Raw genomic sequence first — 25,637 nt, 5'->3', positions numbered from 1 at the left:
TTTAGCGCTGAAACCTGATGAAGCTCTCGGAGCAGATCTTGAATCACATCATTTGAATCCCCCGGGACCGCGAAGGCAGGCAGCCTGCGCAACTGCCGCTTGACAACGGGATGGGACGCGTACCGGATCACGAGATGTGTCAGTGCTTCATGGTGCTTCTCTGTCATGGCTTGGCAACGCGGCAAAGGCAAGACTGTTCCACATCTCACGAACCATCCGCCTCACAAGATGAGGGTGATCTCCGAGGGCGCCGTTTGAGAAGAGCCGCAAGTCAATGTCTGTTGACCGCGCCAGCCGGCCGTCGTCGCTCGCAATTGCGAGACGATAGGGCCAACCGAACATTACCAAACGTTAGGTGGCCGTCTGAATTCGGATATCGCCCCGACGATCGATTACCTCCACGACGACATTTCGGCCGGAGCGGCGGAGGCTAACATCGGCCGAACCCGATCCGATCAGCAGGTGTCGCAATGTCACCTCGTCGAGGAAGGTTGGAAGCCGCGGTTCCCTAAAGCTGATCTGCAGCGCATTTGGATCGAAATCGAGACCAAGGCAGGATTGCAGGAGTGATAGGGAAGCTGCCGCCGCCCATGCCTGCGGAGAGCAGGCGACCGGATAGAAAGTCGGTCCCTGCGCCCGCTGACGTGGCATCCCGCAGAAGAGTTCGGGAAGACGCCGCAGGTCGATATAGGTCGAAGCTGCAAACAGTCCTTCGAATATCCGTGCCGCTTCCGCCCGATAGCCGTAGCGCGCAAGGCCGCTGGCAATCAGAGCATTATCATGCGGCCAGATCGAGCCGTTGTGGTAGCTCATGGGATTGAAGCGCGTCTCTGTGGCGGCGATGGTGCGGATGCCCCAGCCGCAGAATGAGGAACCGCTCATCAACGTGCGGGCGACCTGTTTTGCGCGCTCCGGATAGGAAATACCAGTGAAGAGGGCATGTCCTGCGTTGGAGGAGCGGACCCGGCACGGCCTCTTGTCGCCATCGAGTGCCAAAACGTAGGTTCCGAGCTCCTCGTCGAAAAAGGCAGCATCGAATGCTTGGCGCAGACCTTCTGCCCTTGCGATGAACCTTGCAGCACGGTCCGGCCGGCCGAGCCGACGGAAGATCTCGGCGGCGCACTGCCAGGCGCCGTACACATAGGCCTGCACCTCGGCGATGGCGATCGGCCCGCTGGCGAGCGTTCCATCAGCATGAAAAACGGAATCGTGGCTGTCTTTCCAAGCTTGGTTAATCAGTCCTTCTGCGGTCAGTCGTCCATATTCAACGAAGCCGTCGCCGTCGCGATCGCCATGCTCGTCAATCCATGTCAGCGCCGCCTCGACATGCGGCAAAAGACGACTGGTGGTAGCAAGATCACCGGTCCTTTTGAGATATTCGCCAGCCAGCACGACAAACAGAGGGGTCGAATCGACGCTGCCGTAATAGCGCCGAAAGGGCACCTCTCCGAGTTCGGCCATCTCCCCACACCGGACTTCATGAAGGATCTTGCCTGGTTCGGCATCTGACGCTGGATCCACCTCCGTCGCCTGATTGGCAGCCAAATGACCAAGAACGCCGCGAGCAATCTCGGGATCCAGCCAAAGGGTTTCGAGCGCGGTGATGAGCGCGTCGCGTCCGAACACTGTGCTGAACCAGGGGATGCCGGCATAAGGATAAGGCCCCTCAGGTTTATCGGTCATCAGCATATAGAGGTCGGAGATGCTGCGGCGCGCAACTTCATTGAAGATTTCATTTGACGTTATGACCGACGCCGCACGCGAGGAAGATTTCTGTAACGCCCTACGCGCATCCCGCAGTGCAACGAAAAAGGAGCGAAAGCTCGGGCTCAGTGCTTCGCCTTGGTCACAGCCAATTTCGATGAACAGCGAGCGGGTCTCATGGGGCGCGAGATCGAGTTCATAGGTTAGCAGATCGCTTCGAACCGCATCCGGCTGTGGATCGAAGGACAGGCGCGTCGACCGTTTGCGCCCGTCCAGGCCAATATAGGAGAGAAGGACGCGGTCCTGCTCAATAACAGTTGGAAAACGGCGTCCTTTTTTTGCCCTGACGGTTCCTCGAACCTCGAATAGATCGGCGAAGTCTGCGCCGAACGCGATATCGATGCGGATACGTTGCGGTCGCTCGTCAAAGTTCTTCACAGTCAGTCGCTCGTAGCAATGGGCCTGCCAAAGAAAGCGGGTCCTGCGCAGATGAACAAGGTCGTGGCCGAGGAGGAGCTTGCCGTTGTCGTCGAAGAGATCGGGGTTGGTGAGGTCGCAGGTCAGGGTGGCGTTGTCATCGCGCAACGTCGACGACAAAAGCATCGGCCGCTTACCGTTGACCGTCAGATAGAGGTGCGAGAGATAACGCGTATCCCGATGGAACAGGCCCTCCGGGCTGCCAGGCCCGGAAAGCGCGTCCCCATTGTGGTCGAAGACAGCAAAGGTGTCGCCGTGCTTCAGCGTGCGTGGCCGGCGTTCCTGCAACGACGCGGCAGCCGGAATGAAGAACTGCGCGATGGGCGCTGCCGGACCTGCCGACGCGGCGGGCGGATCGTTCGTGGAGGCGGTCGACATAGTTTCTCCTCAAGGCTCAGGCGACGATCTGAAGGTCGGGCGCGCGACGGTTTGGCCGGTGAAGCGGAGCTGCGTTGGCACGAACCCCCGGCAGGCTGCGGTAGATGTCGAGATAGTCCCGCGCCATCCGTTCCGCCGTAAAGCGCTTCTCGAAGGTCGCCCGGACCTTTCGCCGATCAAGCCGAAGCGCCCATTCAACGTTCTCGACCGCCTCGGTAACACTGTCGACCAGTATGCCGGACAACCCATTGTCGATAACTTCCGGGGCCGATCCACAATTGAAGGCGATGACCGGTGTGCCGCAGGCCATTGCCTCGATCATCACCAGTCCGAAGGGTTCGGGCCAGTCGATCGGGAATAGCAGCGCGCCGGCATTGCCGAGGAATTCAGCCTTTTCGAGCTCATTGATCTCGCCGATAAATTCGACATTCGCGTGGCTGTTCACCATCGGTTCGATCACTGTCTCCCAATAGGCTTTGTCCGCATTGTCTATTTTGGCCGCCATTTTCAGCGGCATGCCGACCTTTGCGGCGATCTCGATCGCCCGATCCGGACGCTTTTCCGGCGAGATGCGCCCAAGGAACGCAAGGTAGTTGCCTGTGGGTTTCGCGGTAAAGGGGAGGATATCGCTGGCAAGCCCGTGGTAGACCGTTCCTACCCACTTGACCGGTGGCATCGGTCGGCGCTGATCGTTCGAGATCGAAACCAGCGGAATATCAGGGAAGGCTTTGTAGAACGGCTTGAGGTCGGGTAGGTCGAGCCGCCCATGCAGCGTCGTGACCGTGCGGTCCGCAAACTCCCCAATCAACGGGAAATGCAGGAGGTCCGTGTGGAAATGGAGGACATCGAACTGATGCGCCTCCCGGCGGACTTGCTCGAGCATCACGACGTGGTGCGGCAGATGTTCCTTGACCGCAGGGTCAAGCCGCAGCGCGACGTCCGAACATGTCACCAGTCTGGCATTGGTGACGGAATCGCCGCTGGCAAAGAGTGTGACCTCGTGGCCTTGGGCGACAAGTTCTTGGGTAAGGTAGGAAACGATACGCTCGGTTCCCCCATAAAGCTTCGGTGGAACACTTTCAGCAAGCGGTGCGATCTGGGCGATCTTCATCGGCAAAACCTCCTCAGTTGAGCAAAGAGTCGACGGCAAAAATCATGCATTTGGAGCGGTCAGGTTTCAAATCGGTGTGGGCGACGTCCTCCTTTCCAGTAGCTGCACAGCCCACTGCCTCCAAAGCGGAGCGCCTGCGGTCTGCGGCGAGTTCTGTGGTTTTTGAAAGACTCGAAAGGACATTGATCCTGCGACTGCGGACCGTCCTTGTCCAACATCTTCAGTGCTTGGATGATCTCATCATATGACACCGGTTTATCCGTTCCCGGATAAAGGCGAAGCGCTGGCGTTGACTCGATGGCAAAGCAGTCGGATGCCCACGAAGCCAGGATCGCCCGCTTCTCGTCAACGCTGATGTCGTTGATCGCCAGCACGTCAAGGGGGTGATCGAAATGTTCAGCCGGATGGAGCAACTGCGCGGCAGCGATCGCCGCCGGCGCTTGCTCCGAATTGATGACATTTTCCTTTCTCATAGCTTGCTCCATTGATCTTGACCGATGGAACTGATGGATTGGTGAAGGGGAGGCCGGCAGTCGTCGGACCGCGCGGACCTCTCCCCTGTTAGCCTTAGAAGTCCATACCGGCACCTGCAGGCATGACCGGAGCGGGTTCCTTCTTTGGCTTTTCAGCAATCATTGCTTCCGTCGTCACCAGAAGGCCGGCGACCGAAGCCGCATCTTGAAGAGCAGTGCGAACGACCTTGGCCGGATCGATGACACCGTCAGCATAGAGATCACCATAGTTGCCGGTTTGGGCGTTCCAGCCATACGAGTAGTCGCTCTTCTCGCGCAGCTTGCCCACGATCACCGAGCCTTCGGCCCCGGCATTCTCAGCGATCTGGCGCACCGGGGCTTCGATTGCACGGCGGACGATCTCGACGCCGACCCTTTGATCCTCGTTCGGCGTATCGAGATGGTCGAGCGCTTTAACAGCACGCAGCAGCGCAACGCCGCCGCCAGGGAGGATGCCTTCCTCGACGGCTGCGCGCGTCGCATGCAGTGCATCGTCCACCCGATCCTTCCGTTCCTTGACTTCCACTTCCGTCGAGCCACCGACACGGATCACGGCAACGCCGCCGGCGAGCTTGGCAAGGCGTTCCTGCAGCTTCTCGCGGTCGTAGTCGGAGGTCGTTTCTTCAATCTGGGCCCGGATCTGCGCGACGCGGCCATCAATCTCGCTTTTCGAACCAACACCATCGATGATGGTGGTATTCTCCTTCTCGATCGACACCTTCTTTGCCCGGCCGAGCATGTTCAACGTCACATTCTCGAGCTTGATGCCGAGGTCCTCCGAGATGACAGTGCCGCCCGTCAAGATGGCGATGTCTTCGAGCATTGCCTTGCGGCGATCGCCAAAGCCGGGTGCCTTGACGGCAGCGATTTTAAGCCCGCCGCGCAGCTTGTTGACGACAAGGGTCGCAAGCGCTTCTCCTTCGACGTCCTCAGCAATGATCAGGAGCGGCTTGGCCGACTGCACGACAGCTTCCAGGACGGGCAGCATCGACTGCAGGTTGGAGAGCTTCTTCTCGTGGATGAGGATATAAGGGTCCTCGAACTCGACGCGCATCTTCTCCGCATTTGTAACGAAGTAGGGGCTAAGATAACCGCGATCGAACTGCATGCCTTCGACCACTTCGAGTTCCGTCTCCGCCGTCTTGGCTTCCTCGACGGTGATGACACCTTCGTTGCCGACCTTTTCCATCGCTTCTGCAAGATAACGGCCGATCTCGGAATCGCCGTTGGCCGAAATGGTGCCGACCTGAGCGATTTCGGAATTGTTGGAGACTTTGCGGGCGTTGGTCCTTAGTTCCTTGACGACGGCGTCGACGGCAAGGTCGATGCCGCGTTTCAGATCCATCGGATTCATGCCCGCCGCCACGGCTTTGGCGCCTTCTTTGACGATCGCCTGGGCCAGAACCGTGGCGGTCGTGGTGCCGTCGCCGGCAAGATCGTTGGTTTTTGAGGCGACCTCGCGCAACATCTGTGCGCCCATGTTTTCGAACTTGTCTTCAAGCTCGACTTCTTTTGCCACGGTAACGCCATCCTTTGTGATGCGCGGAGCACCAAAGGACTTGTCGATGACGACGTTGCGACCTTTCGGGCCGAGCGTCACCTTGACCGCATTGGCGAGTATGTCGACGCCGCGAAGCATCTTATCCCGGGCTTCAGCATTAAACTTGACTTCCTTGGCAGCCATTTCGGCACTCCTTTCTCGGCAGCTCTTGACTGTTTAAGTCGCTTACGCGGCTTTCTTCTCCGTGGCCTGGGCTTCGATAACGCCCATCACATCGCTCTCCTTCATGATCAGAAGGTCCTCACCGTTGATCTTGATCTCGGTCCCCGACCATTTGCCAAAAAGGATGCGATCACCGGTTTTCACGTCGAGCGCCTCGATTTGACCTGCATCATTGCGCGCGCCGGGGCCGACGGCGATGACCTCGCCTTGCTGAGGTTTTTCCTTTGCAGTATCGGGAATGATGATGCCGCCTTTGGTCTTCTCTGCGGATTCGACCCGGCGGACGAGAATGCGGTCATGAAGCGGTCGGAACGACATGTTTCCTCCAACGGCAAAACAATGATGATGTTGTTCCCCTACCGAACCGGATGACCAGTCCGGGCGGGTGCCAATCCTCATCTTCGGAGCAATCGGCGCGATCGATTTGGTTTCGAATAAATCCGGTTTCAAGAGGGTAGCCAGAAAAAATTAGCACTCCCAGTTATTGACTGCTAAGTTCCTGTAATTAAATAATGATTTCAATTTTGGGCCAAGAAGGCGGGCGCAGTCAAGGAAGCAACCGCATGGGAGTCATCCGGTTTTGCGGGGTGTTTTGCGGAGACAACCGAAGCTGGTTTGCCGTTGCACCCAGGATGATGCCGGCAGGTCTAAGGTCCGAGAAAATATTCAGATAGCTTGTCGGCGCCGTCGCGGCAGGGAAACTTGAATGGTCGCGTTGGCTTCGTTGGCGAAGATCAGCTGCCGGTTTCGGCGTCTACACCGGTTACATGAACCCCCCACAAGAGCCGGATGCTTCGCCGGCGGGCTCGTCGATCGCCATCTGCACATCTCCCAAATGGCACTCGCTGGGAGCGTCACATTTCGGCTTTCAATTGTCGGTTTGATGTTCTTTTTATGTTCGCCCATGGCAGGAAGTCACTCATCAAGAGTGCACAACAGCTTTTAGCATGGCTGCGGACCGCAACAAAAAAGCCCCGCGACACGGGTAGTTAGGGAAGTGAGACCACGCGGGGGAACGGACAGAAGTGAGAGGCTTGCGAACAGGCCCCTCTCGCATGGTCCCAGCGCGATAACGATAGGCGATGCGTCTGGTTCCGCAATTGCGGACATGGCTTCGTCAGAGGGTTACGCGTTGCTTATCCGGGCCGTTGTTCCCGTATGCCGCAGCCCCTCATACGTACGCTTCCGTACTCGCGGTTGAAATCGCAGGTTCGCCGGTTAGGATCGGCTGACCCAATCGGGAGGAATGCGGATGACCCAGCATTCGGGGATTACGAAGCCGGCGCTGCAGCCTGATGACGTCGCCATGCTGAAAGCTGTTCTCAGGCAGTGGTGTCAGGAAAATTCATGTGACATTGACAGTTCGGCGGCGCAGCACGTCGCAAGGGAGCTCGTTTCCTGGTTCGAATGTGGTATTCGCAGTCAGCATAAACTCAGCGGCCTGATGCGGCACATGCATCTGGAGTCGAGAAGTTCCCCGATTTCCACGCGTTAGTGGGTCAGCGGCCAGCCATGCAATGGCGAGTTGATGGCTATAATGGAAAAAGCCGGCGCAATTCTTCGATCGCTGCCGCATGTGGTACGGCCGCGCCTGCCACTTTACCACGGCGGTGGTCGTCCTCAGTTGAAGGCAATCGCGCCGACCCTGACGTGGGCTATCTGCGCAATAGAGCGACAAGCGATGTCGGTATCTCGACTGAAAAAAAATTCATTGCCGCACCGATGATCACCGCCCACACGACTATCAGGAAAATGAGCGCCGCAATCCTGATTTCGACTGGTTGCATGTATTGCTCCATCCCAGCATATGCGTCCCCCCGGACCAATCCTTTTATCCCTCGCGCAAATTCGCTATGCCCGAGGATGATGCGCGACCGCAGAGCGCGCCGGCGCGTGCGGCGCCGAAGTCTTGGCCTTCCCCAAGCTGATGTCGCTTTGACCGGTCAGATCGCCGGACATCGCCCTGTTGCTGCGTTCGAGATAATGCCCATCAAGGAAGGAGCTGTAGGCGTCTGCGATGCCCTCCTTCAGACCGATCTTGGGAGACCAGCCGAGACTGCGAAGCTTGTCGACGCTCAAGAGTTTACGCGGCGTGCCATCTGGCTTGGTAAGGTCGCGCGTGATCTTGCCTTCGAAACCAACGACCTTGGAAACGAGGTGTGCCAAATCAAGGATGGCAATGTCTTCGCCAGAACCGACGTTGACATGACTTTCGGCAGAATAGGTCTTCATGAGATGGAGGCAGGCGTCGGCGCAATCGTCGACATGCAGGAATTCGCGGCGCGGCGTGCCAGTACCCCAGATGCATATCTCTCGCTGCCTGTTGATCTTGGCCTCATGCGCCTTGCGTATGAGCGCCGGCATGACGTGGCTTGAGTCGAGGTCAAAATTGTCGCCTGGACCATAGAGATTGGTCGGCATGGCCGAGACGAAATCCTTGCCGTGCTGTTTGCGATAGGCAGCGCAGAGCTTTAAGCCGGCGATCTTGGCGATCGCATACCATTCATTCGTCGCCTCCAGCGATCCCGTCAGCAGTGCCTCTTCAACGATCGGCTGATCGGCCAATTTCGGATAGATACAGGACGAGCCGAGAAACATCAGTTTTTCGACGTCAGCATTATGGGCCGCGTGGATGACGTTCGCTTGAAGAACCAGGTTGTCGTAAAGGAAGTCGGCCGGATAGGTCGCGTTGGCAAGAATACCGCCCACCCGCGCAGCCGCCAGGAAGACGGCGTCGGGACGATTCGTGCTCATCCAGGCCTCTACCTGCTCTTGACGTCTGAGATCGACCTCGGCGCGGGTGGCAGTCAAAATCTCGCAGCCCTCGGAGGCGAGACGCCGCACGATCGCAGAGCCCACCATGCCGCGGTGGCCCGCGACATAGACCCTTTTTCCGGCAAGGCTGTAGATCACCTCAGGCATAGGCAAATCCCCTGGTGACACCGACCGACGGGACATTTCGTGCCATGACTTTCAGATCCTCGCGAACCATCTCCGCCACCAGCTGATCAAGACTGGTCTCATGTTTCCAGCCAAGCTTCGTGTGCGCCTTCGTCGGATCGCCGATCAGAAGATCAACTTCTGTCGGACGGAAATAAGCGGGATCGATCTCCACCACACATCGGCCGGATGTCTTGTCGTACCCCTTTTCCTCGACCCCCAGGCCACGCCAATCGATCGGCATGCCCACCCTGGCGAAGGCCTTGTCGACAAAGGAACGAACCGAGTGCGTTTCGCCGGTCGCAAGGACGTAGTCCTCCGGTTCGTCCTGTTGCAGCATCAGCCACATGCCGCGGACATATTCACGTGCATGTCCCCAGTCGCGCTTGGCATCCAGATTGCCGAGATAGAGCCGTTCCTGCAGTCCGAGATGGATCGCAGCCGCCGCCCTGGTGATCTTGCGGGTCACGAATGTTTCGCCGCGGATCGGGCTTTCATGATTGAACAGAATGCCGTTCGAGGCGTGCATGCCATAGGCCTCGCGATAATTGACCACGATCCAATAGGCGTAGAGCTTGGCCGCCGCATAGGGTGAGCGAGGGTAAAAAGGCGTCGTTTCGCTCTGCGGGACTTCCTGGACTTTGCCGTAGAGCTCTGAGGTGGACGCCTGATAGAAGCGGGTCTTCCTGGTCAGGCCCAGGAGGCGAATGGCTTCAAGCAGTCGAAGGGTGCCGGTTCCATCGGCGTTCGCCGTATATTCCGGCGTCTCGAAGGAGACTTGAACGTGGCTTTGTGCGGCAAGATTATAGATCTCGTCGGGCTGCGTTTCCTGAACGACCCGGATAAGATTGGTTGAATCCGTCATGTCCCCGAAATGCAGGATAAAGCGGGGGTTCTCGATATGCGGATCCTCGTAGAGATGCTCGATGCGGCTGGTATTGAAGGACGACGAACGCCGCTTCAGGCCGTGAACGATATAGCCTTTCTCCAAGAGCAATTCGGCCAGATACGCACCGTCCTGACCTGTTATGCCCGTAATCAGTGCAACTTTTCGATTGTCTCTCATTCCTGTATCCATGATTGCCCTCTAACTCGAATACCAATGCAGAAGAAAATGATGTTTCACGGTTCGGACAATCTCAAGAATTGAGAGATTACCTTTATGTGTGTTGTATTCAGGCTTTTGATCGTAGTATTTCATCAGAGATTTCGAAAAAAGCTCCGAGTCACTGAAGTTATACAATGCGTGAGTTTTGGGATTTACGTTGTTGATCGCGACAAGGATTTCCGAGTTTCGCGAGCTTTTCATTTGCTGGAGGCCGAATTCGAACGCGCGGCGGCTCGTCCTTCCCCATCTGACAACTGCCAATGTTCTTTCCGTCAGGGCAGTCAAATGCACGGTATCTGTCGAGACGAGCACAGGCGCGCTGTCGAAGATGACAATATGGCCGGCCGCGCCTGCCATCTCGATGATTTCTGCCATGCCATTCGAACGGGTGCGCCGCTGGAGACGGGATTTGCCCGATGGAATGAAGTGGATACCGCTTGGATGGCGGTAGACGATGTCGCGGATATCCGCCTGCCCATTCAGGAATTCGCTCAATCCGTGCGTTAGTTCCGACCGGAAAAACGAATCGAGCTTTCCCCGGCGAAAATCGGCATCAACCAGGAGCACCGGAATTGCTGCTGCGGCAAGTTCAATAGCCAGCGATCTCGCGACAAGCGACTTGCCTTCTCCGCTGTGAGCCGACGTAACGACGATACTGTTCGGCAACTTGCCGCCACTGGACTGTTTGAGTGAAAGTACCACGGTACGGATTGCTTCGTCGAACATCGGGACCGGCATATGGTCGAACATCGTTTTCGAATTTTCCCTCCGTGCCAGACGCGGGATAAGTCCAGCCGGTATCGTGCGCGGTGTTCGAGCGATTTGGTCGAAACTCCGGACCGTCCGGTCCCACATTTCGATCACGAAAGCAGCCGTTACGGCTGCTGAGATGGCAGCCAGGAGGGCGCCCACCAGATAGAAAAGCCGTCCACGTCCCTGTGACACGAGCGGCACTGAAGCCGGTGAGAAAACCTCCAATTCCGCCCCAGGCAGCTTGGCCTTGGCGGCAAGGTCACGGCGCTGGTCCTCAAGCTTGTCGAGAGCCGCTTGCTCCTTTTCGGCAATACGCTGCAGGCGCGTCAATTCCGTCTGCGCCAGAGCGTCGCGTGTGCGTTTTTCCTGGGCGACTGCCAAGATGGATTGCACTGCGTTGGCTTCACGATCAAGCGCGACCAGCTTGGCACGCATTGTTTGAAGATATTGCTTGTTCGCAAGGTCGAGATCGAGACGGGATTGTTGGATCTTCTCGCGTAAATCCACCACGGCCTCGGCGTTGCCGTCATACGTCTGAAGAAGACGGGCGAGATCTTGCTCCTGAGCGTGCAGATCGCGCTGCTTTGTGGCAATGCTGTCTGGGACGACGATATTCTGCACTGCGACCGAAGCGTCATTCGCTGCTGCCAGCATGGATATCGTCGCCTTTACCTCCATCCGGCTTTCCTCGATTTTCCCTTGGCGGCCAGTGACTTCCAGCAGTGTTTTTATACGTTCATCCTGAGCGTCTTCTCTCGATACGATGTCCATCGATTCTTGATAGTTGCGGGCAGTGTCGCGAGCAATATCCGAGCGAACCTGCTGTTCGGTGATGCGCTGTCGAATCCATTCTTCCGCTGCATCGAGGCGGCCACTGACACTGTCCTTGCGCTCATCGAGGTAAATGCTGACGACCCGATTCGGAACCGCGGCTGCGAGTTCAGCATCAGTCGCAGTGAAGCTGATCTGGATAACTTCACTCTTCTCTTCGTGCCAGACGCCGAGCGCTTGATAAAATTCCGGGATAGTGGCTTCGAGGCCGTCTCCCACCGGAGCGGATTTTTTCGTGTCGAACAGGCCGCGCAACTTCGCCCGGATCCTCTCAATGAACGAGATTTTCCGCAGCGCTGGATTGAATTCCGGTAGCGCGTTAAGCCGCATTTCGCGGACGACTCGCTCTGCGATGCTTCTGGATAGAAGCCGCTCAGTCTCCGACTTCACGTCAAGGAGATCACCGCGGCTGGTGTCGTCTGCACCAAGCGCGTTCGCGAGGGGCTGGTGGACAATCAATCGGGCCCAGGCCTGATAGGTGGGCTTCAACCCAGAGATCATATTCACCGCGGGCACCATCAGCAGCACGGTTATCGTGATGATCATGATCATTCTGCGCCGGACGAGGCCAATAGCGGATGCCAGATCGAAGTGGTCTGCCTTGGTCTCGGCCTGAAAGCGAGGATCATAGCGCATCGGTGAGATCGGAAGGTTGCGGTCCGGTGGAACAGTTGAAATCGTCATCGTGCGCCAACCATTGCTTGAGGTTTGGCGGAAACGGTTTCGTAAAGTTTCTCGAGTGACCGCATATATGCCCTCATGCTGAAATGGTTGAGATAATGCGTGCGCCCCTGGACGGCGAGGCGGATGCAGATTTCAGGATCGGAAACCAGCTTGGCCAGGGCCGAAGCCAGGGCATTCTGGTCTCCGACGGGGACGAAGATCCCGGTTTCACCGTCGGTTATGACTTCATCATGTGCCCCAACCCGCGTGGTAACGACCGCGAGCCCGTGGGACAGCCCTTCGAGCACCGCCATCGCCAGACCTTCGGCGTGCGAGGGCAAAACCAGGATATCTGCGCGCGCGCACAGGGCCCGTGCCTCACCGGCGTCAAGCCAGCCGGGCATCTCTACCAGATCTGAAAGCGCCATAGCGTCGGCCTGACGGCGATAATCCTCGACAGGGCCGTCACCTGCCAGCACAGCCCGCCACTGAAGTTCCTTCATGACCGGGTGGCTCAGGGCCGATAGAAGCTCGGGGACACCTTTGCGTTCGCTCAACCGGCCTAGGAATACGATCAACGGCGTCTGGCCGACGCGAATATTGTGCGCCCCGGGGTCGGGAACGCAATTATGGGCCACAAGCGTGCGAGCTTCGTCAACGCCAAGAAGTGCCGTCAGCGTCATGCGGTCGCGCTTGCCCAGGGCCACAACGCAATCGGCTTTCTGAAACATCCGACGAATAAGTCGCTTTTGACGGGGCGAGCGTTGCGCAAAGTCGCCGGCGTAATCGTAGTCGTGCAGGTGCAATATGTGGCTGCACCCGAACAAGCGGGCAGCCTCCGTCAGGATCAGTTTTCGCGACGTGCTGCCGCGGCCAGCGATATGGACATGGTGAATGCGGGCTGGCGCAACAATCCGGTCCTTTGCCATCGTCAGGATGGCGCCGAGCAGGCGGGCGGGGGACGTCAGCTTGGACCATCGAGCCCCTCTGGTATCGGTCACGAAATGTTTCGTGCCGGTCTCTTTCGCTGTCTCTGTTATATAGCCGACCAGCCTGCCAATGCCGCCGCCGTTCTCGCAGCCGCCTGGAACATAGTGGCGGACGCTAGCCGCGCTCCGTGCAGCCATTCGATTTCTGTCCGTAAGGGCCTCCGTCAGCATGAACCGACCACCTCCCGATAAACCGCCGCAGCCTGAGCGCCGACCCGTTCGGGCGAATTCGGTCCGTTGGCCCATTTGAGCGCCCGGTCACCGAAGCGATTTCTAAGCTCGCCGTTGTCCGCCAATGTCCTGATCGCTGCCGCAAGCTCTGTGGCATCGCCTGGAGGCACCACCAATCCCAACCCGTTGGGCTCAACGGTGCTCCGCAACTCGCCGACATCCGTAACGATGACCGGTTTGCCAAACGCGGCGGCAAGGTTGAGCACTCCGCTTTGCGACGCTTCCGTGTAGGGAAGCACGACGATGTCGGTGTCCAGGAAAAGCTGGGCGACCTCTGCATCCTCGATAAAGCGATTGCGAATATCATAGCGGCCGGGATCCCCCATAAGCGGCTTGAATATCGCCGGATCGTCGCCGCGGCCTGCGACCGTGATGCGCAGGTCGGGAAGCGCGTCCTTTAGCATCGCCTCGGCCCTGACCAGATGTTCCAGGCCCTTGTAGGCAAAAATCCGTCCGAAGAGCAGGACGCGCGTAGTTCCATCGGCTTCACGCGGCGTCATCTTCTGTCGCCGGGCGATTTCCGCATAACGAAGGATGGAGGGATGAGACAGGACATGGACGTGATCTGCGGATTTCGCGTATCGATCGAGAAGCAGCTGCTTCAGTCCCTCGCCGTGGACGACAAGATGTCCGGATTGCTTCACCATCAATTCGGGAGCCCAGACGGGCAGCGTACGCGTATCGGAATCGCCGGGATGGACTTCCACATCATGAACGGTTGTCACGAGCGGAATCGGGCGCCAGAACGGCACGGCAAGGTTCAGCCAAAGTGTAGAATTGCTGAGGAGGTGAATGAGATTCGGCTGCTCTCTCCGGATCAGAAGCGTAAGCTGGTACAGAAACCAGGGATTGGAGAGAGAACGGTGTCTCGGCCAGTCCAGAAGGTGCAGGTCGACAGCCGGATCGATGGAAGAGGCGAGATGCGCATAGCGCCGGCGTGGCACTGCCAGCACAACGTCCAGGTGTTGAGCAACGCCGCTGGCGAAGGCGATGGTATAGTCTTCCAATTCTGAAACCAGTAACAGCGCCTTCATTTCGCTGCCTCCGACAAGCCGGCGTCGAGGGCGAGCCGTGACAGGCCGCGTGCCGAGCGGAAACTATCGCGGATCCGCCTGAGCAGGTTCGGTTCGCCGGCAAAGAAAAGGCCTTCGACGGCAAGCTTGAGCCGGGTGCGTGCATCGGCTCCCTGCAGCTTTGCCGACGCAATGCGATAGGGATGGTGATCCGTCAGATGTAGTCTTGCCGGCAGTTCATGGGCTGAGAGAAACTGGTTCGTTGCTTCAACGGTATGCTGCCAGTGCGTCATCCGCCTCCTTAGTGTGGCGGCGTCTTCGGTCGATCGATACCAGTTGTTGTTGTGGATGCGATAGAATCCAAGCGGATCCGGCATGGCAATGACGTCCCCCAGAAACGGATAGATCCCCACGAGCCAGGCGTCGGCCGATATGCGGAATTGTTCGGGAATGTTCCCTGCAAAATTCCATGCGCTGCGGCGTACCGCGACGGCTGACGTCATCGGAAAAGGCCACCAGCCGGCCGAGCTGGTCAGGAGCGGCGACAAGGCGCCCGAGCACAGGGTTCGAGGGATCGGCTTAGACGTCGGCGTGCCATCGAGAAGCGTTGGCTGCAGTCGGTGATAAACGAGCGATGCTTGAGGGTTTGCCCGGAATGCTGCAGCAGTCGCCGACAGCTTGCCCGGAGCCCACCAGTCGTCGGCATCCAGAAAACAGAGGATCTCCCCTGTGCTTGATTCCACAGCGGTATTGATCGCAGCCGCCTGTCCTGCGTTCTCCTGAAAGATCACCTTCACTCGGCGGTCATACGCTTCCAGAACGGACCGCGACTGGTCGGTAGAGCCGTCATCGACGACGATTATCTCGACGTTACCTGCGTCTTGACTCAACACGCTATCTATCGCCCGCCCAACGAAGCGCGCGTAGTTGTAATTATTGATCAGGACACTGAGGGCCGATATCTCCATGACGCGCTCAGGCAGTTTGCCGCGATGCACCGCTGTAGAGCAGTGCAAAGTTGCTTAAGGGGTCGAGCTTTACGCAGCCAGTGAGCTTTGAAGCCAAAATACCTTGTCGGCCGAACAGGATCTTGCGAAGAGCCGATGAGATCGCTGCTGACAATGTCACGACGAGTAGAGCGCCCGTTGTGTTGCGCAGAGAACTAGGATTATGACGCAGAAACATAGAAATCCTAACCTTCCAGGCTTCGACTGCAGAGATCGCCTCTGTCAGAATTGTTGCCCCATTCCAGTGAAACCGCGGTTTACCCACCACGCTGCACAAGACATTCATCGGCACGGTAGCGGTGAACGGACACGCGCAACATCTGCTCTTAAGGGCAATTAGCGGACATGAAGACCCGTCTTTTGGGTACATGCCGGCTGAAAGTTTAGGTGCAACATCGTCTTTGGGTGTAGCCAGGGTGCATTGGGCTTAGCCCGCACCTCCCTAGGATAGGTTGACTGCGGATGTGGCTGAGTGATTGCTTGAGAGTATCGCAGCCATAAAGGCCGACACTTGTTTTTGATGTGCCGCGATCAACGGTCGCTTGTCTGTTCAATTCAGTCGGGACGGATAATGAGAGTAGATAGCCTCACAACTGCCAGCGGACCAACCATCAGTTGGCGGGCTATAGAATGCTGGGGTGCCGGGATATCCCTTTTTGTTCAGGCAGGCGCCTTTCTGCCTCTTATTCTTGCAAATGCCGACGGAGCGCTCAGCGATTCTGCCAGATCTATACTGCGCCTTACTTGCTTTCCGGTGTACTTATTTACAATTGTAATTTTGATACGAAATTTTCCGCAATTTATACTGGCAATAAAGCGAAATTTTATTATTCCCCTGATCCTCGCCGCGCCATTTCTGTCTACGTTGTGGTCAATAGATCCTACAACGAGCTTGCGGCGCGCAATCGGCCTTCTGTTTTGCCTGCTTCTTTCCTATGTCCTGGCGATACGTTTCACGCCTAGGCAGTTGCTGTTCCTGTTATTCGTGACCTTCGGAGCCTGTATCGTCCTCAGTGTGATTATGTCCGTGGTGTCACCAAACCTCGCCAACATGCCAGATGGTGCTATGCGGGGCGTCTTCATCCATAAGAACGTCCTAGGCTGGTACGCGTGTTTAATGATTTTGGTGGCGACGGCTGTGCTGATCGACGGGACGCTCGGTCTGCGGCGAACCGCATTCGTCTTGTTGGCTGCGGGTATCATCTGCCTTGCAAGCTCTGGATCGATGACCGCTATCATTGCAACGTCAGCGGCGTTTTGCCTGAGCGGCTTTTATTCCCTCCTGCAACGAAGCAGCAGCATCGGCCGCGTCGTCGTCGTCCTGCTTTTCGTTCAACTGTCTATCGGCATACTGATTTCGCTGCACGAGTTCCTGGTTCCAGCCCTCGAAGCGCTCGGCAAGGATGCGACTTTGACGGGCCGGGTGCCATTGTGGGAACTGGTTGATCGCGAAATATCCGATCGTTGGATGCTTGGCTATGGTTACCAGGCTTTCTGGACAACTGAGAATCCCGAAGCGACGCACATATGGTTAAAGTTGGGGTGGGCAGCACCCCACGCGCATAATGGATATCGCGATATCTTGTTGAGCTTTGGAATAATGGGAATGATCCCGTTTGCTCTGATGCTTCTCCATGCAATCCACCAGGGCGCGGTTCTTCAATGTCATGACCCGCAGTACGGGTGGCTGTGGCTCAATGTCCTTACGATCATGATCCTGGTGATGAATCTGACCGAGAGTTTTTTTCTGGTTCAGAATGACACCATCTTCATCCTCTTTACCGCAACCATCATTATGTTTTCGCTATACGCGCCCGTCGTTTCGAGCAGACATTCTCCACTTTGGCAGGCGCCCTCGCGAGACGTGACGAGCGGGGTGCAGATGTCATGAGGCGGTGGCGTTTTGGAGTGATCCTCAACTTTTTGCCTGTCCTGATCTTTCCGCAGCCCGCCAATCCGGCTTCAGTCGGGACAGAAATAGATGCGCCGGAGCGCCTTCAGATTCTTGTCAGGGAGGCGACTTGTGCGGAAGCTTCCGCGACCTTGCCAGCCAGGTTGAATGAGACTTCTTTAAGCGGCGTATTGAGCGGCGGCACCGGGGCGCGGACGGTATTTTACGTCTCTCCCGATGGCAAAGACACCTGGAGCGGCCTTCTTCCCGCAGCAAATCAGCAAGGGGGCGATGGCCCTTTCGCCAGCATTGAAAAAGCTCGTGACGCTGCCCGCGCGAAGGGCGGCACCAACACAATCGCGCTGGGTAAAGGCGATTACTACTTGACTCAGCCGATCGTCTTTGACTCTCGCGATACGGGCTTGATCCTCACGGCAAGATGCAATGAAGCGCCGATTTTGCATGGGGGACTACGCGTGGGCGACTGGGTGCAGCAGGCCGATGGTCGCTGGATGGCGCCTCTGAAATTGCCACCGGGTGAAGGGGTCGGTGACCTTTTCGTCAATGGGATACGACAAACCAGGGCTCGATTCCCGAACGCCCCCGCTGATGGCGATCCACGCAAGGGATGGTTGTTTGCTGCAAAGTGCCAGCCTGCCATCGACGTGTCGACAGCAAACACGCGCTTTTGTTTCCATGCCGGCGATCTGCCGGCAGTGAATGATATAAGTGGACTGGTCGCAGACATCGTTGGAGGGTATCAACCCGGAAGCCAGTGGGGCAATGATACGCTCCCAGTTGTCTCCATCGATGACGCCGGCCGGACCATCCATACCAAAGGCACAGGCTATTTCTTTACCGCAGAAGGCAGCCGCTATTTCCTTACCGGGGCCGAGGTCTTGCTCGATGCTCCTGAAGAGTGGTGGTACGACCTTGCCGCGGGCCAGCTTCACTATATCCCTGTCGATGGGTCGCTACCCAATTCCGTCGTCGTTGCTGGCATTCTGCCGACATTCTTCAAGCTGGATGGGGCTAATGGGATGGTCGTATCCGGGCTCGAGTTTAGAGATGGAGCGCCTGACGGCAGCGGCAAGTTCTATACCGAAACCAGAGGATTTGGCGCCATACGGATCGAACACGCTGACGGCGTCAAGATAGTCGGCAACAGCATCCAGAATGTTGGGGTCGGAGTCCATGTGACGGAGAGCAAGGATGCATTGATTGCCGGCAATGTGATTGCGGAAGTGGCTGGCAACGGGATCTACGTCGGCACAAACTATGGCACGTTCCTTAAGTCGAACGGCGCCAGGATCCTTTCAAACCATATCCATGACATCGGAAAGGTTTACATTGAAACCGCCGGAATATGGTTCCAGGCGGCCGACAATGTAAGGATCGCCGACAACCTGATCGAAAACACGGCGCAATTCGGAATCGCCGGCGGTTCGCTGTGGGGTTCCAGTGACGCCGTCTATAACGCTGTCATTGAGCACAACATCATCCGTAATGCCAATCGGCAGACGGCAGATGGCGGCGCCATCAAGATGATGGGCGAGCAGGCCGACTCTCTGAACAGCACCATCCGCTCCAATCTCGTGACCGGGACCGGTCATCTGATGAACAGGGCCGATGGGACCTTCTGGCCTTCCGGTTATGAGAATACCAGGGAGTGGCCGTCTCCAGTCAGCTGGGCGATCTATACGGATGGGAAGGCAAGCGGGATTCGTATCGAGGGAAATACGCTCTCGGGTAATGTCACGGCGATCGGTATCAACGGCGGTTGGAGCAACCTGGTGACAGGAAACGTCATCACACACGGATCGGGCGCGGCTTTTCGTGTTGATGATGGCACCGGCAGGGGTTGGCGTCCGCCATGGGCACGCCCCAATCGTATTGAGGAGAATATTGTATCGGTTGACAGTGACAGCGGCATGGCCGCGTATGTCAACGCTCCCGATCTTGGGCTTGGATTTGTGCAATTCGCGCGCAACCGCTACAGCGGCAACTTGAACAACCAGAGCTTTCGAATAGATCCGAGGATCATGCGTTCGGGAGAATTTGGTAGTCTAGGTGATCTTCAAAAGGCTGGGGCGGACACCGGAAGCATGGTCGCGCCCTCCGAGCAATAAAAGGCGCCGGGACGAGGGGTGTTCTGCGGCTATAAAGTCCGCAGAAGCCCTGCCGATCCGCGAATGAACGATCGCGTCAAGGTGAAAGTCATCTGAGGGTCAGGCGAAGTTGCAGCCAGATCGCTTTGGAGATCTTCTGGCTCCTGTCAACCAGCGTCGGCATTTGCCCGCATGTTCGTTCCGCACATTAAATGATGGCATTGCCGCGCGCACGCGCGGGCCCCTTTCGGACATGCTCTTTACCAGGCAGTGGAGATGAGATTTCGGTCGAAGCTTCAATTCGCGGGCGGCCCTTCATTCCGATATTGGTGCGTAATTTCCTTGAGATGATTGAGGATTGTATCGGAGTCAGAATCTAGCGACTTCCTCGGCGGCATGCTGGGCATGACGCTGTAATTTTTCACCGTGCTGATACCGACTTCCGTCCTCAGCGATTGTTCGTCGACCAACTCCAAGCGTTCATCTGCTCAGGGGGCAGGGCTTCCGTGATCTATACATAGCCCTCAAGACTTCGGTCTTTCCGTAGCTGATTGGGGCATCTCTTAAGGTTTGCCGGCCGGGGCCTTCATTTCGCGATTGGTTTGAACATGTCTCTCTTCCGGCTTTGTCCGCGCTAAACCTCACGAGCTTTGTTCGAGCCATGGCGAATATCTTCTGCGGCTCTGCAGTCATCAAAAAGAGCAGCATGGCAGGTGGTGGGGTACATACACTTACTTCGAATATCGTACGCCATCCCGGCGTAAGACGTAAATGTGAAGTCTCTTCTACGTCCAATAGCTGGAGCCGCAAGTATGGAGGCAATCGACCTGCCGGGATATTCTGATGACAGTTTCAGTCGCGAGAGCGCAGGTCATGAGAAAACAACCAGTAGGCAGAATTCCAACTTCACTTCTTCATCCGGGTGGCTCTTCAGGATGGACGAATGTCCTTGGTGTTCGCGTCTCGGCAGTAAATCTCAAAAGCGCGACCGGATTTATTCAAGCAGCGATCGAAGACGGCAGGAAGGAATATGTGTGCGTTCGCGACGCGCACGGCATCGTCCGATGCCAGGATGACCCCGAGCTGCGGTCGATACATAACCGGGCGTTCCTCGTGACCCCCGATGGCATGCCGTTGGTATGGGCATTGAAACGTGCTGGTCATTTGGAGAGCGACAGGGTCTACGGACCGGATCTGATGTTATCCGTTTTCGATGCCGGCAGATCAACAGGCGTGCGCCACTTCCTTTATGGCGCAACAGCCGAGACATTGGAGCAGTTGCAGGCACGCCTTCTCGCAAAATTTCCGCAGGCTCGGATCGTCGGCTCCTATGCGCCGCCTTTTCATAAACTGTCGCTGCAAGAGGAAACGGATATTGCCGACCGGCTCAATCGGTCGGGCGCCGATATCATCTGGGTCGGGCTGAGTAGTCCCAAGCAGGAACTCTGGATGGCGCGCATGCGCGATCGTCTGGAAGCATCGATGCTCATCGGTGTCGGAGCCGCATTCGATTTCCACGCCGGCCTCAAGCGGCAGGCTCCGAGATTCATTCAAAGAAGCGGCTTCGAATGGGCGTTTCGTCTTCTGTGCGAGCCGCGGCGGCTGTGGCGGCGTTATGCGCTCGTCGTGCCGACCTTCATCTCGCTGACAGCGTTCCAGAGACTGGGACTTCGGAAGTTTCCGATTGAAGACGCGATTTCTGGATCGGGTGCGTCGGGACAAATGCAGTAGGGGGTAAAAGCGTCATGTCCTTATTTATGCCGTCAGCGATGACACCGGGTCCGTCGAAGGCATCCACATCAAATGACATGACATCGCGGGCGATTTCGGCAGGGTCCGTGCCGCCCATAGGAGCCAGGACTGCCGATGCCTCCGTACCGGCAGGGCTGACTGTGCCCGTCGCATTGCGGCGCCGGCTTCCACGGCTTGCAACGTCGTCCTTGCTGATCGCCGGCGACGCCGCCAGCTATTTGATTGCCTATTTCGTTCTCCTGTCCTTTCTTCCCGGTGGTTCGGAAGGCACGATTATGGAGCGTGCGTTCGCGGTCGCCGCACTGGCTGCGATTGTTCTTTACGCATCGGCCGGCCTCTATCCTGGATATCGGCTGCATGATCACGAACATCTGCGGCGGCGCACGATAGCTACCGTCAAGGTGGCCGTCCTTGCGGCATTTGGAGCGGTTATCCTGCCGGAGGGGGAAGGACTGCTGCTTGCCATTATTGTGTTCCTCGGTCTCGGGCTGGTTGCTCAGCCGCTTGTGCATTGGTTTGCACGAGGCCTTTGCTGGAGACTTGGAATTTGGGGGGAGCGCGCGGTTGTCGTAGGGGCTGGCAACCTTGCTCCAGCGATCGTGGCACATTTCACCGACCGCTGGCAGTATGGCATCAGGCCCGAGCCATTTGCCCCCGATACTTTGGACGCATTGCCGGGTGGCGGGCCATCCATTGCGCTGATTGCCGGTGACAAAGGCTCGCTTGTGTCCGACCTGGCGGCGATGCGCGGCAAGTTCGCCGAAGTCATTTTGCTTTCCGACACGCCGAGCCTCAAGGTCAGTGGATTGCGACCTGCCGATATCGGCGGAGAGATCGGCATTCGCCTCACCACCGGAGGGGGTTCGGTCAACTCGGATCCGGTTCGCCGGATCCTCGATCTCGCAATCGCCGTTCCTGCAACGATCGTGGTCGCGCCATTCGTCGCAATTGCAGCGGCCGCAATCTATGCCATCGATCCAGGTCCTGTCTTTTTTCGCCATGCCAGGGAAGGACGGTCCGGCAAGACGGTGCGCGTCCTGAAATTGCGGACGATGTACCAAGATGCAGAACAGCGCCTCGAAGCACTCTTCCGAGACAACCCCACTATGCGCGCCGAGTGGTTGAGCCACTTCAAGCTCAAGGACGATCCGCGCATTCTTCCGGTTATAGGACATATGTTGCGCTCTTCGAGTATCGACGAGCTCCCGCAATTGGCCAACATCATTGCGGGCGAGATGGCCATCGTCGGACCGCGTCCGTTTCCGGAATATCACCTCCTGGCTATGGACAGCGAATTTCGAGACAAGCGCCGTTCCGTCACGCCGGGGCTCACGGGCCTTTGGCAGATATCCGAACGAAGCGATGCGGATATCGAGCTGCAGCAGCAACTCGACGAGTTCTACATCGACAACCGGTCCCTGTGGTTCGACTGCCAAATTCTTCTCGGCACAATCCCTGCGGTCTTCAAGCGCAGGGGAGCCTGCTGACCACTTCCACGAGCCAACCATCAACAACGGAGCACATCAATGCACGGACACAAGCGAATTATGGTTACCGGCGGCACCGGGTTTCTGGGATCATTCCTGTGCGAAAGGCTTTTGCGAGAGGGCAATGACGTCCTCTGCGTGGACAACTACTACACCGGTTCGCGCGACAATGTGCTGCACCTCCTCGACGACCCACGCTTTGAGATTCTTCGCCATGACATTACCTTCCCGCTTTATGTGGAGGTCGACGAGATCTATAACCTCGCTTGCCCGGCATCTCCCGTCCACTATCAGCACGACCCCGTGCAGACGGTGAAGACCAATGTGCACGGGGCCATCAATATGCTCGGCTTGGCTAAACGCACCAAGGCGAAGATCTTTCAGGCCTCCACCAGCGAAGTTTATGGCGATCCGGCAGTCCATCCTCAGCCCGAAGAGTATCGAGGCAGCGTCAACCCCATTGGCCCGCGGGCATGTTATGACGAAGGCAAGCGGTGTGCCGAAACATTGTTCTTCGACTATCATCGTCAATACGGTGTGGAAATCCGGGTGGCGCGGATCTTCAATACTTATGGGCCGCGCATGCAGACCAATGACGGTCGCGTCGTCTCGAACTTCATCGTTCAGGCTCTTCAAAACGAACCGATCACTATCTTCGGCAACGGCACGCAGACGCGTTCCTTCTGCTATGTAGACGATCTGATCGAGGGCTTCATCCGCCTGATGGGGGCGCCGGCCGGCGTTACGGGTCCTATCAATCTCGGTAACCCGGGAGAATTCCAGGTCCGGGAACTCGCCGAAATGGTCATCGAGATGACGGGATCGAAATCAAGCATCGTATACAATCCTCTGCCGATTGACGATCCGACACAGCGCAAGCCCGACATCCGCCGTGCAAAGGAGGACCTGGGCTGGCAGCCGACGGTGAACCTGCGAGAGGGGCTCGAGAAAACGATCGCGTATTTCGAGTGGAAGCTTGCCGCCGGAGCCAAGACCACGCCCGCAATCCGGTCCTCGCGAACGCCTTACACCTATCTGCCTACTCCGGCTGTCGGCCTTCCCGTTCAGGAAACCGCACGATAGGGACATGGATAGGATCGAACACCGCAAACCAAGGCTGGTATTCTTCCAGTGGGACCATCAGCCCAATGCGAAGGCGGCCGGTTACCTGCTGCTGCACATGCAGCAGCAGGTCAAATGCCTCGCCACCCACTTCGATGTTGTCGTCGTCAACCGCGACTGTGATTATGCGGAAATATGCGATCGCTATGAGCCGGATCTGACGCTGTTTGAAAGCGGCTACCGGTCACATGGATCACAGCGGATAAAAATCACCAACATCAATGCCCAAGTTCCCAAGCTTGGCCTTCACAACGCCGATCCATGGTGCGACCGGCGCAGTGGCTTCCTTTCCGATATGGAGCAGTGGGGCATCGAGACATATTTCTCGATTGGAACCATGACTCCTGAATATATGCCGGAGCTCAAGGATAGCCTGTTCGTCTGGCCAAACTTCATCGACCCCGAAGTCTATCACGACTATGGTCAGCAGAAGATCATACCGGTCACGCTTACGGGCCAAGTCTACGGTCTTTATCCGTGGCGGCAGAATGTCTTTCCAATAATTCGCGACCGCTATCCCTGCCTGGTCTCGCCGCAACACAGCTATGAGAGCAAGCTTGCTTCTCAATTGTTGTCGGGAGAGGCTTATGCGCGCGTGCTCAACGCAAGCTTCGTCGTCCCCACATGTGGCACCGCGGGAGGCGAGATCGTGCGAAAGCACTTCGAGATCCCCGGTGCAAACGCCTGTCTATTGACGGAACGTACGGCAGCAGTGGAGGCCGCCGGCTTTGCAGACATGGAGAGCTGTATCTTTGCCGACCACCACAACGTGGTTGATCGATTGGAATATCTCTTTGCTCATCCCGACGAAATACAGCGCATCGCGACAGCCGGTTATAATTTGGTCCACTCGCGTCATACGCTGAAGCACAGAGCGCAGATATATCAATGGTTCATGCTGAACCGAGGCCTGCAATTCGGCGAAAAGATCATCCAACCCGGGCCTTTCGACGATCTCATAAAGGTCGACCGTATCTCACAGCAGGGGAGCATCCACGTTGTCGGTGAGGCGAGAGATCGCGCTTTGCTGAAGCAGGGCGATTTGTTTCTTGAGCAGGGCAGGGTTGAGGAGGCCAAGCACTGTTATGTCCGCTGCCTGGACTATGTGTCCTACCTGCCTGAAGCCAAACTGCGTCTTGCCATCTGCGCATTGCGTGACGGCGATGCCGATCGCGCCTATGACCTTTTAGTGAACTTGGTCAAGATAACGATGATCGACTATGGTGCAACCGACCCGGATCCGGTCGAATGGGCATATTTTCTGCTTGCTTCGGTCTGCAAGGGGGATTTCGAGCAGGGGCGGAGGTTACGGTACTTTTATCCATCTTTGTCTCATGAGGAACTCAGGCGCGTGTGCCTCATCCTCGATCTACCGCGTCGAGAAGGCAATCCGGCTGCCTCGGAACGGCACTCCAGCGATCGAAAAAGCATTCACCAGCTTCCTAAGCGGAGCGATCACGAGTGGCTTTCATGGGTTGCCGATATTCTTGAGCGTTGTCAGAAGTCAGATCTTGCGAATGCCGTTCGTTATGTCCCACTTCCCGTGAACAAGACGGGCGAGCGTGAGGCACCTTTACGCGTTGAACGTCATCTTCGTTGGCGCCTGCGATTTTATCTGGGCATTGATAGCCTATTGATGAAAATGCGTCTGACCAGCGTAAGGCCGAACGTGCCACCTCTGCCGGAGTTCGAATATTTTCGGCACCTTGCACGGGGTCTGGTTCCCCGTTCGCGAAGAGGTCAGTTGCGCAGGATCCGAATGGCGCTCTCCAGGCCAACGTTTGGACGTTAGCGATTGCCACATGTGTGCGAGGCCTTGCAGCCGAAGGCGCTCGTC

General features: G+C 57.2%; 17 protein-coding genes. 6 read left to right on the top strand and 11 right to left on the bottom strand.

Features of this window, described 5'->3' with window-relative positions:
- Positions 1–351: 351 nt before the first annotated feature.
- The 11 genes from RLEG4DRAFT_RS60055 to RLEG4DRAFT_RS60005 form a co-directional block, all read right to left on the bottom strand.
- Positions 352–2,559 (bottom strand): amylo-alpha-1,6-glucosidase, encoded by a 2,208-nt coding sequence (locus RLEG4DRAFT_RS60055; protein WP_003576786.1) that lies wholly within the window; start codon positions 2,557–2,559, stop codon positions 352–354.
- Between the two features lie 16 nt (positions 2,560–2,575).
- Positions 2,576–3,670, bottom strand: coding sequence for a glycosyltransferase family 4 protein (locus RLEG4DRAFT_RS60050; protein WP_003576789.1), 1,095 nt, complete (start codon positions 3,668–3,670; stop codon positions 2,576–2,578).
- Positions 3,671–3,729: 59 nt separating this feature from the next.
- A complete protein-coding gene (locus RLEG4DRAFT_RS60045; protein ID WP_003576791.1) occupies positions 3,730–4,143 on the bottom strand; it encodes a hypothetical protein in 414 nt (137 codons plus the stop codon).
- 94 nt (positions 4,144–4,237) lie between these two features.
- Positions 4,238–5,866: a chaperonin GroEL gene (gene groL, locus RLEG4DRAFT_RS60040; protein ID WP_003576792.1), complete on the bottom strand. Its 1,629-nt coding sequence runs from the start codon at positions 5,864–5,866 to the stop codon at positions 4,238–4,240.
- A gap of 42 nt (positions 5,867–5,908) precedes the next feature.
- Complete coding sequence (locus RLEG4DRAFT_RS60035) at positions 5,909–6,223, bottom strand: co-chaperone GroES (RefSeq protein WP_003576794.1); 315 nt, start codon at positions 6,221–6,223, stop codon at positions 5,909–5,911.
- A 1,533-nt stretch (positions 6,224–7,756) separates the two neighbouring features.
- Positions 7,757–8,827 (bottom strand): GDP-L-fucose synthase, encoded by a 1,071-nt coding sequence (gene fcl, locus RLEG4DRAFT_RS60030; RefSeq protein ID WP_003576798.1) that lies wholly within the window; start codon positions 8,825–8,827, stop codon positions 7,757–7,759.
- Positions 8,820–9,923, bottom strand: a complete 1,104-nt coding sequence (gene gmd / locus RLEG4DRAFT_RS60025) for a GDP-mannose 4,6-dehydratase (RefSeq protein WP_003576800.1) — start codon at positions 9,921–9,923, stop codon at positions 8,820–8,822. Before gmd ends, fcl begins: the two co-directional genes overlap by 8 nt.
- A gap of 9 nt (positions 9,924–9,932) precedes the next feature.
- A complete protein-coding gene (locus RLEG4DRAFT_RS60020; protein WP_003576802.1) occupies positions 9,933–12,221 on the bottom strand; it encodes a GumC family protein in 2,289 nt (762 codons plus the stop codon).
- Positions 12,218–13,360, bottom strand: a complete 1,143-nt coding sequence (locus RLEG4DRAFT_RS60015; protein WP_003576804.1) for a glycosyltransferase family 4 protein — start codon at positions 13,358–13,360, stop codon at positions 12,218–12,220. The genes RLEG4DRAFT_RS60020 and RLEG4DRAFT_RS60015 overlap by 4 nt, the downstream gene beginning before the upstream one ends.
- The gene (locus RLEG4DRAFT_RS60010) at positions 13,354–14,454 is read right to left on the bottom strand and encodes a glycosyltransferase family 4 protein (protein ID WP_003576806.1); all 1,101 of its coding nucleotides are present in this window, start codon (positions 14,452–14,454) and stop codon (positions 13,354–13,356) included. Before RLEG4DRAFT_RS60010 ends, RLEG4DRAFT_RS60015 begins: the two co-directional genes overlap by 7 nt.
- On the bottom strand, positions 14,451–15,401 hold the full coding sequence (locus RLEG4DRAFT_RS60005) for a glycosyltransferase family 2 protein (protein WP_003576808.1): 951 nt from the start codon (positions 15,399–15,401) through the stop codon (positions 14,451–14,453). Before RLEG4DRAFT_RS60005 ends, RLEG4DRAFT_RS60010 begins: the two co-directional genes overlap by 4 nt.
- Before the next feature lie 610 nt (positions 15,402–16,011).
- On the opposite strand from RLEG4DRAFT_RS60005, the gene RLEG4DRAFT_RS60000 reads away from it, so the two are divergent.
- The 6 genes from RLEG4DRAFT_RS60000 to RLEG4DRAFT_RS59975 all read left to right on the top strand — a co-directional run bounded on the left by RLEG4DRAFT_RS60000 (position 16,012) and on the right by RLEG4DRAFT_RS59975 (position 25,592).
- Positions 16,012–17,331 carry an O-antigen ligase family protein gene (locus RLEG4DRAFT_RS60000; protein WP_003576811.1) on the top strand — a complete coding sequence of 440 codons (1,320 nt, stop codon included), beginning with the start codon at positions 16,012–16,014 and terminating at the stop codon, positions 17,329–17,331.
- The gene (locus RLEG4DRAFT_RS59995; RefSeq protein WP_003576813.1) at positions 17,328–19,460 is read left to right on the top strand and encodes a right-handed parallel beta-helix repeat-containing protein; all 2,133 of its coding nucleotides are present in this window, start codon (positions 17,328–17,330) and stop codon (positions 19,458–19,460) included. The genes RLEG4DRAFT_RS60000 and RLEG4DRAFT_RS59995 overlap by 4 nt, the downstream gene beginning before the upstream one ends.
- 822 nt (positions 19,461–20,282) lie before the next feature.
- Complete coding sequence (locus tag RLEG4DRAFT_RS59990) at positions 20,283–21,170, top strand: WecB/TagA/CpsF family glycosyltransferase (RefSeq protein WP_432416790.1); 888 nt, start codon at positions 20,283–20,285, stop codon at positions 21,168–21,170.
- Between the two features lie 14 nt (positions 21,171–21,184).
- Positions 21,185–22,678, top strand: coding sequence for a sugar transferase (locus RLEG4DRAFT_RS59985; RefSeq protein WP_003576817.1), 1,494 nt, complete (start codon positions 21,185–21,187; stop codon positions 22,676–22,678).
- A 39-nt stretch (positions 22,679–22,717) separates the two neighbouring features.
- Entirely contained in the window at positions 22,718–23,761 is a 1,044-nt protein-coding gene (locus RLEG4DRAFT_RS59980; RefSeq protein ID WP_003576819.1) for a UDP-glucuronic acid decarboxylase family protein, read from the top strand.
- A 4-nt stretch (positions 23,762–23,765) separates the two neighbouring features.
- Complete coding sequence (locus tag RLEG4DRAFT_RS59975) at positions 23,766–25,592, top strand: glycosyltransferase family protein (RefSeq protein ID WP_003576820.1); 1,827 nt, start codon at positions 23,766–23,768, stop codon at positions 25,590–25,592.
- The last annotated feature ends 45 nt before the right edge of the window (positions 25,593–25,637 follow it).

This window comes from Rhizobium leguminosarum bv. trifolii WSM2297 (assembly GCF_000271845.1).
The sequence above is the reverse complement of the archived record's forward strand: the minus strand, read 5'-3'. Positions and strand labels throughout refer to the sequence as shown.

Excerpts from the sequence above, each read along its gene's own strand:
- RLEG4DRAFT_RS60000 (WP_003576811.1), top strand. The coding sequence starts at position 16,012 with ATGAGAGTAGATAGCCTCACAACTGCCAGCGGACCAACCATCAGTTGG.
- RLEG4DRAFT_RS59975 (WP_003576820.1), top strand. The coding sequence starts at position 23,766 with ATGGATAGGATCGAACACCGCAAACCAAGGCTGGTATTCTTCCAGTGG.
- RLEG4DRAFT_RS60020 (WP_003576802.1), bottom strand. The coding sequence starts at position 12,221 with ATGACGATTTCAACTGTTCCACCGGACCGCAACCTTCCGATCTCACCG.
- RLEG4DRAFT_RS60015 (WP_003576804.1), bottom strand. The coding sequence starts at position 13,360 with ATGCTGACGGAGGCCCTTACGGACAGAAATCGAATGGCTGCACGGAGC.
- RLEG4DRAFT_RS60010 (WP_003576806.1), bottom strand. The coding sequence starts at position 14,454 with ATGAAGGCGCTGTTACTGGTTTCAGAATTGGAAGACTATACCATCGCC.
- RLEG4DRAFT_RS59980 (WP_003576819.1), top strand. The coding sequence starts at position 22,718 with ATGCACGGACACAAGCGAATTATGGTTACCGGCGGCACCGGGTTTCTG.
- RLEG4DRAFT_RS59990 (WP_432416790.1), top strand. The coding sequence starts at position 20,283 with ATGACAGTTTCAGTCGCGAGAGCGCAGGTCATGAGAAAACAACCAGTA.
- RLEG4DRAFT_RS60055 (WP_003576786.1), bottom strand. The coding sequence starts at position 2,559 with ATGTCGACCGCCTCCACGAACGATCCGCCCGCCGCGTCGGCAGGTCCG.
- RLEG4DRAFT_RS60005 (WP_003576808.1), bottom strand. The coding sequence starts at position 15,401 with ATGGAGATATCGGCCCTCAGTGTCCTGATCAATAATTACAACTACGCG.
- fcl (WP_003576798.1), bottom strand. The coding sequence starts at position 8,827 with ATGCCTGAGGTGATCTACAGCCTTGCCGGAAAAAGGGTCTATGTCGCG.
- RLEG4DRAFT_RS60050 (WP_003576789.1), bottom strand. The coding sequence starts at position 3,670 with ATGAAGATCGCCCAGATCGCACCGCTTGCTGAAAGTGTTCCACCGAAG.
- RLEG4DRAFT_RS60035 (WP_003576794.1), bottom strand. The coding sequence starts at position 6,223 with ATGTCGTTCCGACCGCTTCATGACCGCATTCTCGTCCGCCGGGTCGAA.
- RLEG4DRAFT_RS59985 (WP_003576817.1), top strand. The coding sequence starts at position 21,185 with ATGTCCTTATTTATGCCGTCAGCGATGACACCGGGTCCGTCGAAGGCA.
- groL (WP_003576792.1), bottom strand. The coding sequence starts at position 5,866 with ATGGCTGCCAAGGAAGTCAAGTTTAATGCTGAAGCCCGGGATAAGATG.
- RLEG4DRAFT_RS59995 (WP_003576813.1), top strand. The coding sequence starts at position 17,328 with ATGAGGCGGTGGCGTTTTGGAGTGATCCTCAACTTTTTGCCTGTCCTG.
- RLEG4DRAFT_RS60045 (WP_003576791.1), bottom strand. The coding sequence starts at position 4,143 with ATGAGAAAGGAAAATGTCATCAATTCGGAGCAAGCGCCGGCGGCGATC.
- gmd (WP_003576800.1), bottom strand. The coding sequence starts at position 9,923 with ATGGATACAGGAATGAGAGACAATCGAAAAGTTGCACTGATTACGGGC.